This is a genomic window from Streptomyces longisporoflavus, assembly GCF_014649775.1.
GTDB lineage: Bacteria > Actinomycetota > Actinomycetes > Streptomycetales > Streptomycetaceae > Streptomyces > Streptomyces longisporoflavus.
In genome coordinates this window covers 24,523-36,379 of sequence record NZ_BMTR01000016.1, presented here as the reverse complement: position 1 = coordinate 36,379, position 11,857 = coordinate 24,523, and the positions used below count along the sequence as shown (strand labels likewise).

The following is an 11,857-nucleotide window of genomic DNA, read 5'->3' as shown; positions in this document are numbered from 1 at the left end:
TGCTCAAGCATGGGCATGCCCCTGGTGACGGGCAGGAGGCAGCTAACAGGCAGCGCAAAGGGTCAGTGTAGCCAGTTGGCCCACTGATGTCCAGTGCGGGTTCTGGGAGACCCTCGTTGTTCTCAACCCCTGCTGCAAGCCACGCCCTCGATGCACATCGATACTGCCCTCTTCGCCGCCGATCCATGCCTCGGATGCGGATCGTTGTGACGACGCGTCCTGAGAATTGCGCGCTGCGTGCGGTTCGTCAAGGCCCCCCTGCCCCGACTTGGCTCTCGGATCGTCACCGTCACGGCCGCCCCAAGGCACGACGAAGATCACCATACTCGTCGGGACCGACAGCGCAAGGCAGCCGTCTGGTGCGCCGGAGAACGCCGAAGGGCGACCACCCAGATGGGTGATCGCCCTTGGCGCAGCGCTGCCTGAGCAGCGCCGAAAAGGAGTCAGACGACTCGCGAGGTTACTTGACCTCGACCGAGGCGCCGGCAGCCTTGAGGGACTCGGCAGCCTTCTCGGCGGCCTCCTTGGCGACCTTCTCGAGGACCGGCTTCGGGGTGCCGTCGACGAGGTCCTTGGCCTCCTTGAGACCCAGGGAGGTGAGCTCGCGCACGACCTTGATGACCTGGATCTTCTTCTCGCCGGCGCCGGTGAGGATGACGTCGAACTCGTCCTGCTCGGCCTCGGCCTCGGCCGGAGCGGCAGCGCCGCCCTGGACGGCAACGGCGGCCGGAGCGGCGGCGGTGACGTCGAACTTCTCCTCGAAGGCCTTCACGAACTCGGAGAGCTCGATGAGGGTGAGCTCCTCGAACTGGGCAAGCAGGTCTTCCTGGCTGAGCTTCGCCATGATGGGCGATCCTTCCACTAATTCGGCTGGTGCCGGGTGTACATGAAGGCGGGCGTACGTGTGGCCCGCTGCGACCGTCGCCCTAGCGGGCGGCGATCATTGCGCGAGCCGAATTACTCGGCACCGCCCTGCTCGGCCTTCTTGGCACGAAGCGCTTCCGCGGTGCGGACGAACTTCGAGGGAAGCGCCTGGAAGAGCGCGGCAGTCTGGGACTGCTTGCCCTTCATGGCGCCCGCCAGCTTGGCGAGCAGAACCTCGCGGGACTCGAGGTCCGCGAGCTTCTTGAACTCATCGGCGGACAGCGCCTTACCGTCAAGGACACCGCCCTTGATGATGAGGTTCGGGTTGTCCTTGGCGAAGTCACGAAGACCCTTCGCCGACTCCACCGGGTCACCGGTGACGAAGGCAACCGCCGTCGGACCCGAGAACAGGTCGTCCAGCGTGTTGATCCCGGCCTCGTTGGCCGCGATCTTGGTCAGCGTGTTCTTCACCACGGCGTACTCGGAGTTCTCACCGAGGGAGCGGCGCAGCTGCTTGAGCTGCGCCACGGTGAGACCCCGGTACTCGGTCAGCACGGCGGCGTTCGAGCTGCGGAACTTGTCCGTGAGCTCGGCTACCGCGGCAGCCTTGTCGGGCGTCGGCATAGAGCGTCAGCCTCCTTCCGGGTGATGAGGACCGCTCAAAAGGGGCTGACAAAACAAAACGCCCCGGCGCAGGCGCACGGGGCATGAGCTCGACCCGACGGAATCCCGTCCGGGAGCACTTCCACAGTCACCTGCGCGGGTCGTCCGCAGTTTCAGCGGATCCTTCGGCCACCGCGCCCTCGTACGAGCACACGGCAACGACCAGCGGTCTTTGGCTTCTGTGGAAGAGTACGCGAACGGGTTCGCGTCAGGCAAATCGGGTCGCAGTCCCTGACCGGCGCCCGTAAGACGCCGGTCAGATACCCGTCGGTCGCTGGTCCAGGCGCCGGTCAGGCGGCTGTCAGGGACCGATCACAGACCGCTGTCGGAACCCGAGCCGGCGGCGTCACCGATCTCCTTGAACATCTCCATCAGGTCGACGGTCTGCCCGGCCGGCGGAGCGGCCACCTTGGCCTCGGAGCCGTAGTCGGAGAACTTCTGCGACATCTTCATCGTGCCCTCGGGGGACTCGATGTCGATGTCCATACGGACCGGGTAGTCGTCCTCGTTGACCCAGACCTCGGTGTCGTACCCCTTGATCCCGGACTTCTCGATGCTCTTGAACATCTCCTCGCGCTCGCTCTTGCTGAGCACGTCGCTGAGGCCCTTGTTCGTCTCCATCATTTCCTTGACGGTGAGCCGGCCCTTGTAACGCTGGGCCTGGACGCCCTCGACCTTCGCGGAGCCGACGTGCTTCAGGTTCGGCGAGTCCAGGAGCATGGCGAGCTGCTGCGCCGGGTCCTGGTTCATGCTCTCCAGACCGCCGGTCACCTGCTTGGCGAGCTTCTCGTCACCGGACTGCTCGGCGATGGAGTTCAGATCCATCTTCACCCACTGCTTGCCGTCCATCTCCTTGGCGACGGCCGCGCCCATGTTCATGTACATGACGTTGTCAAGCCACAGCATCCGGATGTTCTCCGGCGCCTCGGGGTCGCCCTTGGTGAGCGCCGAACCCGACATCGTCATATCCATGACGGTCGGGTCCCAGCCCATGACGCCGGACATCTTCATCTCACCGGCGCTGGCACCCATAGACGCAGGCGCCGTCATCGTCATCTCGACCTTGGCCGACTTCGCCTTCGCGGTCTTCTCGTACGCCGCCGTGATGACCTCGGTCACCTGCGACCGGGACTGGATCTCCCCCGAGCCCGCCCCCTCGGCCTTCTTGCCGTCGTCGGAGCCGCCGCAGGCGACCGCACCGGTACACAGCAGCACGGTGGCGAGTACGCCGCCCGTCACTCTCTTCACAGTCATGACCCCACCCCTAGGAACACATGATCGACACATTTGGATTTGGTGAGAATACCCGACAGTCGGTTCAGGCCTGCGGCTGCCGGTTCATGAGGTCCTTGAAGCTCATGGTGTCCGAAGCTGCGGGCTTCTCCACGGACACGGGCGTGCCGTAGTCGCTGTAGTAGGCGGTCTGGGAGAACTCACCGTCGGCCATCTCGCCCTTCTCGGCCTTCTTGACCAGCAGATCGTCGCCGTCGACCCAGATGTCGATCGTCTGCTTGCTCAGGCCCACCTGCTTGAACTGCTTGCGCAGCTCCTCCATCTGCCCGGCGTCGAGATCCGTGTTCTTGCCGGTGAAGTCCGCGGCGTCGACGGTCCCCGAGTAGTGCGTCGTCTTCGTCCCGCGTACGGTCTCCTCGCCCACGCGCTTCACGTCACCCGAGGCGAGCAGCATCTTGACCGACTGGTTCGGCGTGGAGTTCTGCATCTGGTCCTTGAAGGCGTCGCCGGCGGCGCCGCTTATCTCGGCCAGCGTGGCGTAGTCGTACTCGATCCAGTGCTTGCCGCCGCCCGCCTGCGCCGCGAACTTGTCGCCCATGTTCGCGTAGAACCCGTTCTTCAGATAGCGGTAGTCGATCTTCGACTGCCCCATCTGTTCCATCTGCTGGGCCTGGGTTCCGCCCGTGAGCGTCGCGGTCATGTTGCCGGTGATGCCGTCCGACCACTTCATGGAGCCCGTCATGTCCATCGACATCTTGCTGCCCATGACCGTCTTGCCCTCGATCTTGGCCGAGTCGGCGTCATCGGTCTTGTCCTCGATGGTGCGCAGGGCGGCCACGGGGCTGAGGGCCACGGAGCCCTTGTCCTCGCCCTTGCCCTCACCTTCGCCCTCGCCGCCGCCGGAGGAGCCACAGGCCGCGACCCCGGTCAGCGCGGCGGCCACCGCGATCGACAGGCCCGCGCGTCGCATGGTCGTGCTGTTCATGACATCCCACCCCTTGGACTCGTGTGAATGCGGCTCACTGGCGCAGTGCCCCGAAAGCTCTGATGGACACGCACTAATACGAGGACGGGCCCCGCACCTCGAAAGGTTGCGGGGCCCGCCATCACAAACGCGTACGCGACGCGACTGCCGTCAGATTCAGACGGCGGCCGGGTCCTCCTCGACGAGGAGGTTACGGGTGCGGTTGCTGTCCAGCGGAATGCCGGGGCCCATCGTGGTGGTGAGCGCGGCCTTCTTGATGTAGCGACCCTTGGCGGCCGACGGCTTCAGACGGAGGATCTCCTCCAGGGCCGCGGCGTAGTTCTCCACCAGCTTGGTGTCGTCGAAGGACACCTTGCCGATGATGAAGTGCAGGTTCGAGTGCTTGTCGACGCGGAACTCGATCTTGCCGCCCTTGATGTCGTTGACAGCCTTCACGACGTCGGGGGTCACGGTGCCGGTCTTCGGGTTCGGCATCAGACCACGCGGACCGAGCACGCGGCCGAGGCGGCCGACCTTGCCCATGAGGTCCGGGGTGGCGACGACGGCGTCGAAGTCCAGGCGGCCCTTCGCGACCTCGTCGATGAGCTCGTCGGCGCCGACGATGTCGGCCCCAGCGGCTTCCGCGGCCGCAGCACGGTCACCGGTCGCGAAGACCAGGACCCGGGCGGTCTTGCCGGTGCCGTGCGGGAGGTTCACGGTGCCACGGACCATCTGGTCGGCCTTGCGCGGGTCGACACCCAGGCGGAAGGCGACCTCGACGGTGCCGTCGAACTTCGTCGTGGAGGTCTCCTTGGCGAGACGGACGGCCTCGAGCGGGGCGTAGAGCTTGTCCCGGTCGATCTTGGCGTCCGCAGCGCGGAGAGTCTTGCTGCGCTTCACTTCTGCTCCTGTGGGGTTTCAGGTGTGGAGTCGTGGTGTGGACCAGCGCTTGGCCCTACCACTGAGAAAGGTCAGACGGGGAAAGCTCTCAGCCCTCGACCGTGATGCCCATGGAACGGGCGGTGCCGGCGATGATCTTCGACGCGGCGTCCAGGTCGTTGGCGTTGAGGTCTTCCATCTTGGTGGTGGCGATCTCGCGGACCTGCGCCTCGGTGATCTTGGCGACCTTGGTCTTGTGCGGCTCGCCGGAGCCCTTCTCGACACCCGCGGCCTTGAGGATCATCTTGGCGGCCGGCGGAGTCTTGGTCACGAAGGTGAAGGAACGGTCTTCGTAGACCGTGATCTCCACCGGGATGACCCAGCCACGCTGCGACTCGGTCGCGGCGTTGTAGGCCTTGCAGAACTCCATGATGTTGACGCCGTGCTGGCCCAGCGCGGGACCGACCGGCGGGGCCGGGTTGGCTGCGCCGGCCTGGATCTGGAGCTTGATAAGCCCCGTGACCTTCTTCTTCTTGGGAGGCATTGCTCTCTCCGGGTCCTAGTGAGAGTTTCCAGCCACCATCCAGTCATCCGGATGGAGGCATACCGCACCACGATAACGGGTATCGCCACGCGGCCAAAAACCGAGCAGGTCAGACAGGCTTTGGCAGCCCGTCTGACCTGGTCGGAGGCGTGTGCTCCAGAGGAAGCCGCGGAGGCTAGTTCTTCTGGATCTGGTCGAAGCTGAGCTCGACCGGGGTCTCGCGGCCGAAGATCTCGACGAGACCCTTGACCTTCTTCGAGTCGGCGTTGATCTCGTTGATCGTCGCCTGCAGCGTCGCGAACGGGCCGTCGGTGACGGTGACCGAGTCGCCCACCTCGAAGTCCAGGACCTGGACCTCGACCTTGCGGGACGGAGCCGGCTTGCCCTCGGCCTCGGCAGCCTCGCGGGCCGCCTTCTCCTCGGCCTCGGGGGCGAGCATCTTGACGATCTCGTCCAGGGTCAGGGGGTACGGGTCGTAGGCGTTGCCCACGAAGCCGGTGACGCCGGGGGTGTTGCGGACGACGCCCCACGACTCGTTCGTCAGGTCCATGCGCACCAGGACGTATCCGGGGAGCTTGTTCTGACGGATGGTCTTGCGCTCGCCGTTCTTGATCTGCGCGACCTCTTCCTGCGGCACCTCGGCCTGGAAGATGAAGTCCTCGACGTTCAGCGAGACGGCACGCTGCTCGAGGTTGGTCTTCACGCGGTTCTCGTAACCGGCGTAGGTGTGGATGACGTACCACTCGCCGGGGAGGGTGCGCAGCTCGTCGCGCAGGGCCACGATCGGGTCGACCGGCTCGGCCTCCTCCTCGTCCTCTGCGGACTCAGCGGACTCAGCGGTCTCGGCAGCCTCGTCGGTCTCGGCCTCGTCCTCGGCGGCGGTCTCGCCGTCCGCACCGTCCTCGCCGTCTTCGTCGCTCACGGCGGCGTCGGCGGACTCGGCGTCGGGCTCGACGTGCAGGGCCGACTCTTCGGCGGGTACGCCCGCGGCGGCGTCAGCAGCCTCGGCCTGGTCCGGGTCCTCGGCGTCCGCCGCCTCGACGATGTCGAGCTGGTCCTCCACGGACTCCTCGGAATCCACGCGCGGCTCAACGGCGTCGTTCAGGTTCGGGTCAGACACGGTGGCTGCTTCTTCCTGGATACAGAGGGGTGGAACGCGCGAAACGGGCGCCGGGTACGGCGCCCTTCGCTCTTGGCTCAGCCATCGGCTCAGCCGAAGACGTACTTGACGGCCTGGTTGAACCCATAGTCAATCACGGTAACAAGACCGATCATGATGACGACGAAGACAATCACCACGGTGGTGTACGTCGTGAGCTGACTGCGAGTCGGCCAGACGACCTTGCGGAGTTCCGCGACGATCTGGCGGTAGAAGAGCGCGAGACGGCCGAAGGGGCCCTTCTTGCCGCGCTTGCCGCCCTTGCGGGCCTTCTTCTTGGACTCCGGCGCCTCGTCCTGGGCATCAGGCATGTCGATGGAGCCCACGGCGTCCGTCACTCGTCCTCACCTGATTCCGGGTCGTGGCCGTGCCGCGCCCGGTATGAGCCGCACGGCGGTGCAATGCAGTACGTACATGCGCACACATCCGAGAGGAGTGTGTAGCAGGGCCGGAGGGACTTGAACCCCCAACCGCTGGTTTTGGAGACCAGTGCTCTACCAATTGAGCTACGACCCTTTGATTTCCCCCAACCTACCGCATCCGCCCGGGTGCACAGAGTGCGAGGAGAAGGTGCGGCCGGTGAGGGCCAACGAGCAGTGAGTGTACGTGTTCTGCGGCGCCCCGTCGAACAGAAACAGTTCCGGTGGCCCCGACAAACACCGAAACCCGTGTGCCCGGGGTCTTTCGGGTCTGGAACGATGGGGCGATGAGCGCTTCCACTTCTCCCACCGAGCGCCGGGTCTCCGCCCGCATCGGCGCGATCTCCGAGTCCGCGACCCTCGCCGTCGACGCCAAGGCGAAGGCCCTCAAGGCCGCCGGGCGGCCGGTGATCGGTTTCGGCGCGGGTGAGCCCGACTTCCCGACGCCCGACTACATCGTCGAAGCCGCCGTCGAGGCCTGCAAGAACCCGAAGTACCACCGCTACACCCCGGCCGGCGGGCTCCCCGAGCTCAAGGCCGCGATCGCCGCGAAGACGCTGCGCGACTCCGGGTACGAGGTCGAGACCTCGCAGATCCTGGTGACGAACGGCGGCAAGCAGGCGATCTACCAGGCGTTCGCCGCGATCCTCGACCCGGGCGACGAGGTCATCGTCCCGGCTCCCTACTGGACGACGTACCCGGAGTCGATCCGTCTCGCGGGCGGTGTGCCGGTCGAGGTCGTCGCCGACGAGACCACGGGCTACCGCGTCTCGGTGGAGCAGTTGGAGGCCGCTCGCACGGAGCGCACGAAGGTCGTCCTCTTCGTGTCGCCGTCCAACCCGACGGGTGCCGTCTACAGCGAGGCCGACGCCGAGGCGATCGGCCGCTGGGCCGTCGAGCACGGCCTGTGGGTCATGACCGACGAGATCTACGAACACCTCGTCTACGGAGACGCGAAGTTCACCTCGCTCCCCGCGATCCTGCCCGAGCTGCGCGACAAGTGCATCGTGGTCAACGGCGTGGCCAAGACGTACGCGATGACCGGCTGGCGCGTGGGGTGGATCATCGGCCCGAAGGACGTCGTGAAGGCGGCGACGAACCTCCAGTCGCACGCCACGTCGAACGTCTCCAATGTCGCGCAGGTCGCCGCCATCGCGGCCGTCTCCGGCGAGCTGACCGCCGTCGAGAAGATGCGCGAGGCCTTCGACCGGCGCCGCAAGACCATCGTGCGGATGCTGAACGAGATCGACGGCGTGCTCTGCCCCGAGCCCGAGGGCGCCTTCTACGCCTACCCCTCGGTGAAGGGCCTGATCGGCAAGGAGATCCGCGGCAAGCGCCCGCAGAACTCCGTGGAGCTCGCCGCGCTGATCCTGGAGGAGGCCGAGGTCGCGGTCGTCCCGGGCGAGGCCTTCGGGACGCCGGGTTACCTGCGCCTTTCGTACGCCCTGGGTGACGAGGACCTCGTCGAGGGTGTCTCGCGGATCCAGAAGCTGCTTGCCGAGGCTCGCGACTGACCATCTGTCGTTTCGGCAGGTCCACGCGCGCGTGCGGGCCGTCTCCCCTCTCCGGGGAGGCGGCCCGTTTCTTCGTTCGGGCGTGTGCACGATGGGGGAAGTGGCTTCCGGGACGCCGCCCGCGTACGGCAAGATCCTCGAATGGAGCGTGTACGTGACGTAAGAGAGCTGCCGAAGGCCCATCTGCATCTGCATTTCACCGGGTCGATGCGGCCCACGACCCTGCTGGAACTCGCCGACAAGTACGGGGTGCGACTGCCCCCGGCGCTGACCGGCGGTGAGCCTCCGCAGCTGCGGGCGACCGACGAGCGCGGGTGGTTCCGCTTCCAGCGGCTCTATGACATGGCACGGTCCTGCCTGCGGGAGCCCGAGGACATCCAGCGCCTGGTGCGCGAGGCCGCCGAGGAGGACCTGCGGGACGGCTCCGGTTGGCTGGAGATCCAGGTCGACCCGACGTCGTACGCCCCTCGGCTCGGCGGGCTCATCCCGGCCCTGGAAATCATCCTGGACGCCGTCGAGAGCGCCTCGCGGGACACCGGCCTCGGGATACGCGTGCTCATCGCCGCGAACCGCATGAAGCACCCGCTGGACGCCCGCACGCTGGCACGGCTCGCCGTGCGGTACGCCGACCGCGGCATCGTCGGCTTCGGGCTCTCGAACGACGAACGCCGGGGTTTCGCGCGCGACTTCGACCGGGCCTTCGCGATCGCGCGGGACGGCGGCCTGCTCGCGGCGCCGCACGGCGGGGAGCTCAGCGGCCCCGCCTCGGTGCGGGACTGCCTCGACGACCTGCACGCGGGGCGCGTCGGGCACGGGGTGCGGGCGGCCGAGGACCCGCGGCTCCTGAAGCGGCTCGCCGAGCGGGGCGTGACCTGCGAGGTCTGCCCGGCCTCCAACGTGGCCCTCGGTGTCTACGAGAAGCCCGAGGACGTGCCGCTGCGGACCCTGTACGACGCGGGGGTGCCGATGGCTCTCGGCGCCGACGACCCGCTGCTCTTCGGCTCGAGGCTCGCCGCGCAGTACGAGATCGCGCGCAAGCACCACGCCTTCGCCGACGACGACCTGGCCGAGCTCGCCCGGCAGTCGGTGCGCGGTTCGGCCGCCCCCGTCGACGTGCAGCGGAAACTGCTGTCGGGCATCGAGGAGTGGCTCAGCGGCTGACGCCCGCGAGGAGAGTGCGGGCGAGGGCGGCGGCGAACTCGTCGACGGGTTGCGGGGGCTGCTTGCCGACCGTGGAGTCGTAGGCGAAGGCGCGCTGGGCGCAGGCCCCCAGGAGGAGCGAGGCGGCGGCGAAGGTGTCGGTTTCGGGCTCGATCCGGCCGGCGTCGCGTTCGGTGCGGAGGTAGGCGTCGAGGGCCTCGATGGGCACGTGCGGGCCCGTGCCCATCTCCCGCATGGAGTCTTCATGGCGGCGCTTGAGCTTGGTCTCGGCGTAGAGGGACGCGGCGATCGGGAAGCTCTGGGCGTAGAAGTCGCAGGCCAGGCGGGCGATCTCGGCGAGGTTGTCCGCCACGGAGCGCTCCCCCGGGTCCTCGGCGAGGCGGCGCAGGAGCGGGCCGAGGCGGGGCAGCCGCTCCTGGAGGACGGCCACGAACAGCTCCTCCTTGCTGGCGAAGTGCTTGTAGAGCGCGGCCTCGGAGCAGCCCGCCGCCTTGGCGATCTCCTTGGTGGTGGCACGGGCGAGGCCGATGGTGAGCATGAGGTCGTGCGCCGCGTCGAGGATGCGGGCCCTGGTGGGCTTCTGCTGCATGTGCCGTCCAACCAGCCTTGACGAATGGGTGAGTGGATACTCACCCTAGTGGTGAGTGAATACTTACCCACCTGGGGAGGGTGCGCGATGAAGCTCACGGTGTTCGGTGCCACCGGCGGTATCGGCGGGGAGATCGTCAGGCAGGCGCTCGCGGCGGGTCACGGGGTCACCGCCGTCGTACGTGATCCCGCACGGCTGAGCGTGGTGGGCGAGGGCCTGGAGGTCTTCCGGGCCGACCTGACCGATCCGGAGGCCCTGCGGGCGGCGGTGACCGGGCGGGACGCGGTCCTCTCGGGCCTCGGCCCGCGCAAGAAGGCGGACGCGGGGGTCGCGGCCGGGCTCACGCGGTCGGTGGTGCGCGCGATGGAGGCCGAGGGGGTGCGCAGGCTCGTGGTGGTGAGCGCGGCGCCGGTCGGGCCCCCGGCCGAGCGTCAGCCTGTGGTCGACCGGCTCGTGGGCTCCTTGGTCGCCAAGGTCCTGAAGCCCGTGTACGACGACCTGCGGGCCATGGAGGCCGAGCTGGCGGGCAGCTCGACGGACTGGACGTCCGTGCGCCCGCCGAGGCTCCAGGACAAGCCTGCGACGGGCATCTACCGCAAGACCGTCGGCGGCACCCCGCCCAGCGGCCGGTTCATCGGCAGGGCCGACGTGGCGCACGCGATGCTGGCGGTGCTCGACGACGCGTCGACGGTGAAGCAGGGCGTGGGCGTCGCCTATTAGCCGCTCACCACCGGGCGCCTCAGAGGCTGACGCCCACCGTCACCGGCTCGTTGACCAGCGTGACGCCGAAGGTCTCCCGCACTCCGGCGACGACCTCACGGGCGAGGGCGAGCAGGTCCTCCGTGGTCGCGCCGCCGCGGTTGGTCAGCGCGAGGGTGTGCTTGGTGGAGATGCGGGCCGGGCCCTCTCCGTAGCCCTTCGTGAAGCCCGCTTTGTCGATGAGCCAGGCGGCGGAGGTCTTCACGCGGCCGTCCTCCGTCGGGAAGGCGGGGGGCGCGACGTCCGGCCCCAGATGGTCCGCCACGCGCGCGTGGAACGCGGCGAACTCCTCCTCCGTGAGGATCGGGTTGGTGAAGAACGACCCGGCCGACCAGCTGTCGTGGTCCTCGGGGTCGAGCACCATGCCCTTGCCCGCGCGCAGCTTCAGGACGGTCTCACGGGCGACGGCCGCGGGGACCCGGTCTCCCGCCTCGACGCCGAGGGTGCGGGCCGTCTCGGGGTACTTCAGCGGGGCGCTCATCCCCTGGGCGTCCTCAAGCGCGAAACGGACACGCAGCACCACAAAGCGGTCGGGCTCGGCCTTGAAACGGCTGTGGCGGTACGAGAAGTCGCACTCGGCGTTCGTGACAACGACCGTCTCGTGCGTCTTCCTGTCATACGCGATCACTTCGGTGATGGTCGACGAGACCTCCTGGCCGTACGCCCCCACGTTCTGGATCGGCGTCGCTCCCGCGGAGCCGGGGATACCGGCGAGGCACTCGATGCCCGCGAGTCCGGCCTCGACGACGCGGGCCACCGCGTCGGTCCACACCTCGCCGGCCGCCAATTCGAGCCGCGTCCCGTCGAGTTCGAAGCCCTTCGTGGCGATGCGCAGCGCGGTGCCGTCGAAGCCCTTGTCTCCGATGACGAGGTTCGAGCCGCCGCCGACGATCAGCAGCGGCGTCCCGGAGTCGTCGGCTTCGCGGACGGCGGCGATCACCTCGGCGTCGGTCGTCGCGGTGATCAGGCGGGCCGCGGGACCGCCGAGCCGGAAGGTGGTCAGCGGGGCGAGGGGGGCATCGTGGAGTTCCTGCACGTGCTCAAGAGTACGGTCCGCGGTCCCGCCGCTCGGGCGGGGCCGCGGACCGTGGGGTGAGAGGGACGCTGCC

13 protein-coding genes and 1 tRNA gene are annotated in these 11,857 nt (G+C 68.0%); 3 read left to right on the top strand and 11 right to left on the bottom strand.

All coding sequences use genetic code 11. The features are described 5' to 3' along the window. Nucleotides 1-460: 460 nt before the first annotated feature. From rplL to IE226_RS29135, 9 genes are all read right to left on the bottom strand, one after another. Nucleotides 461-844 (bottom strand): 50S ribosomal protein L7/L12, encoded by a 384-nt coding sequence (gene rplL / locus IE226_RS29175; RefSeq protein WP_190084406.1) that lies wholly within the window; start codon nt 842-844, stop codon nt 461-463. A 113-nt stretch (nt 845-957) separates the two neighbouring features. Continuing rightward, nucleotides 958-1,488 (bottom strand): 50S ribosomal protein L10, encoded by a 531-nt coding sequence (gene rplJ, locus IE226_RS29170; RefSeq protein ID WP_190084405.1) that lies wholly within the window; start codon nt 1,486-1,488, stop codon nt 958-960. 351 nt (nt 1,489-1,839) lie between these two features. Continuing rightward, nucleotides 1,840-2,781, bottom strand: a complete 942-nt coding sequence (locus IE226_RS29165) for an SCO4651 family lipoprotein (RefSeq protein ID WP_190084404.1) — start codon at nt 2,779-2,781, stop codon at nt 1,840-1,842. A gap of 64 nt (nt 2,782-2,845) precedes the next feature. Beyond that, nucleotides 2,846-3,745 carry an SCO4651 family lipoprotein gene (locus IE226_RS29160; protein ID WP_190084403.1) on the bottom strand — a complete coding sequence of 300 codons (900 nt, stop codon included), beginning with the start codon at nt 3,743-3,745 and terminating at the stop codon, nt 2,846-2,848. Between the two features lie 156 nt (nt 3,746-3,901). After that, nucleotides 3,902-4,624 carry a 50S ribosomal protein L1 gene (rplA, locus tag IE226_RS29155; RefSeq protein ID WP_190084402.1) on the bottom strand — a complete coding sequence of 241 codons (723 nt, stop codon included), beginning with the start codon at nt 4,622-4,624 and terminating at the stop codon, nt 3,902-3,904. 88 nt (nt 4,625-4,712) lie between these two features. Beyond that, complete coding sequence (gene rplK / locus IE226_RS29150; protein WP_160506641.1) at nt 4,713-5,147, bottom strand: 50S ribosomal protein L11; 435 nt, start codon at nt 5,145-5,147, stop codon at nt 4,713-4,715. A 175-nt stretch (nt 5,148-5,322) separates the two neighbouring features. After that, entirely contained in the window at nt 5,323-6,267 is a 945-nt protein-coding gene (nusG, locus tag IE226_RS29145) for a transcription termination/antitermination protein NusG (protein ID WP_190084401.1), read from the bottom strand. Nucleotides 6,268-6,356: 89 nt separating this feature from the next. After that, entirely contained in the window at nt 6,357-6,644 is a 288-nt protein-coding gene (gene secE / locus IE226_RS29140) for a preprotein translocase subunit SecE (protein WP_190084400.1), read from the bottom strand. Between the two features lie 105 nt (nt 6,645-6,749). After that, a tRNA-Trp gene (locus tag IE226_RS29135) sits at nt 6,750-6,822 on the bottom strand. A 190-nt stretch (nt 6,823-7,012) separates the two neighbouring features. Between IE226_RS29135 and IE226_RS29130 the strand changes: the two genes are divergently transcribed. Both IE226_RS29130 and IE226_RS29125 read left to right on the top strand, forming a co-directional pair. Continuing rightward, nucleotides 7,013-8,239, top strand: a complete 1,227-nt coding sequence (locus tag IE226_RS29130) for a pyridoxal phosphate-dependent aminotransferase (protein ID WP_190084399.1) — start codon at nt 7,013-7,015, stop codon at nt 8,237-8,239. 141 nt (nt 8,240-8,380) lie between these two features. Then, nucleotides 8,381-9,400 (top strand): adenosine deaminase, encoded by a 1,020-nt coding sequence (locus IE226_RS29125; protein ID WP_190084398.1) that lies wholly within the window; start codon nt 8,381-8,383, stop codon nt 9,398-9,400. Here the strand turns inward: IE226_RS29125 and IE226_RS29120 are convergent. Next, nucleotides 9,390-9,989 (bottom strand): TetR/AcrR family transcriptional regulator, encoded by a 600-nt coding sequence (locus tag IE226_RS29120; RefSeq protein WP_190084397.1) that lies wholly within the window; start codon nt 9,987-9,989, stop codon nt 9,390-9,392. The genes IE226_RS29125 and IE226_RS29120 overlap by 11 nt on opposite strands. A gap of 87 nt (nt 9,990-10,076) precedes the next feature. Here IE226_RS29120 and IE226_RS29115 point away from each other — a divergent pair, with 87 nt between their 5' ends. Beyond that, nucleotides 10,077-10,709 (top strand): NAD(P)-dependent oxidoreductase, encoded by a 633-nt coding sequence (locus IE226_RS29115; protein WP_190084396.1) that lies wholly within the window; start codon nt 10,077-10,079, stop codon nt 10,707-10,709. A gap of 19 nt (nt 10,710-10,728) precedes the next feature. Here IE226_RS29115 and IE226_RS29110 read toward each other — a convergent pair whose 3' ends face one another. Then, nucleotides 10,729-11,784: a UDP-N-acetylmuramate dehydrogenase gene (locus IE226_RS29110; protein WP_190084395.1), complete on the bottom strand. Its 1,056-nt coding sequence runs from the start codon at nt 11,782-11,784 to the stop codon at nt 10,729-10,731. Between the last annotated feature and the right edge of the window lie 73 nt (nt 11,785-11,857).

Bases quoted from the DNA above. Each gene is read 5' to 3' on its own strand.
- IE226_RS29125 (WP_190084398.1), top strand. From the start codon at position 8,381: ATGGAGCGTGTACGTGACGTAAGAGAGCTGCCGAAGGCCCATCTGCAT.
- IE226_RS29130 (WP_190084399.1), top strand. From the start codon at position 7,013: ATGAGCGCTTCCACTTCTCCCACCGAGCGCCGGGTCTCCGCCCGCATC.
- rplL (WP_190084406.1), bottom strand. From the start codon at position 844: ATGGCGAAGCTCAGCCAGGAAGACCTGCTTGCCCAGTTCGAGGAGCTC.
- rplK (WP_160506641.1), bottom strand. From the start codon at position 5,147: ATGCCTCCCAAGAAGAAGAAGGTCACGGGGCTTATCAAGCTCCAGATC.
- IE226_RS29120 (WP_190084397.1), bottom strand. From the start codon at position 9,989: ATGCAGCAGAAGCCCACCAGGGCCCGCATCCTCGACGCGGCGCACGAC.
- IE226_RS29115 (WP_190084396.1), top strand. From the start codon at position 10,077: ATGAAGCTCACGGTGTTCGGTGCCACCGGCGGTATCGGCGGGGAGATC.
- rplJ (WP_190084405.1), bottom strand. From the start codon at position 1,488: ATGCCGACGCCCGACAAGGCTGCCGCGGTAGCCGAGCTCACGGACAAG.
- IE226_RS29165 (WP_190084404.1), bottom strand. From the start codon at position 2,781: ATGACTGTGAAGAGAGTGACGGGCGGCGTACTCGCCACCGTGCTGCTG.
- IE226_RS29160 (WP_190084403.1), bottom strand. From the start codon at position 3,745: ATGAACAGCACGACCATGCGACGCGCGGGCCTGTCGATCGCGGTGGCC.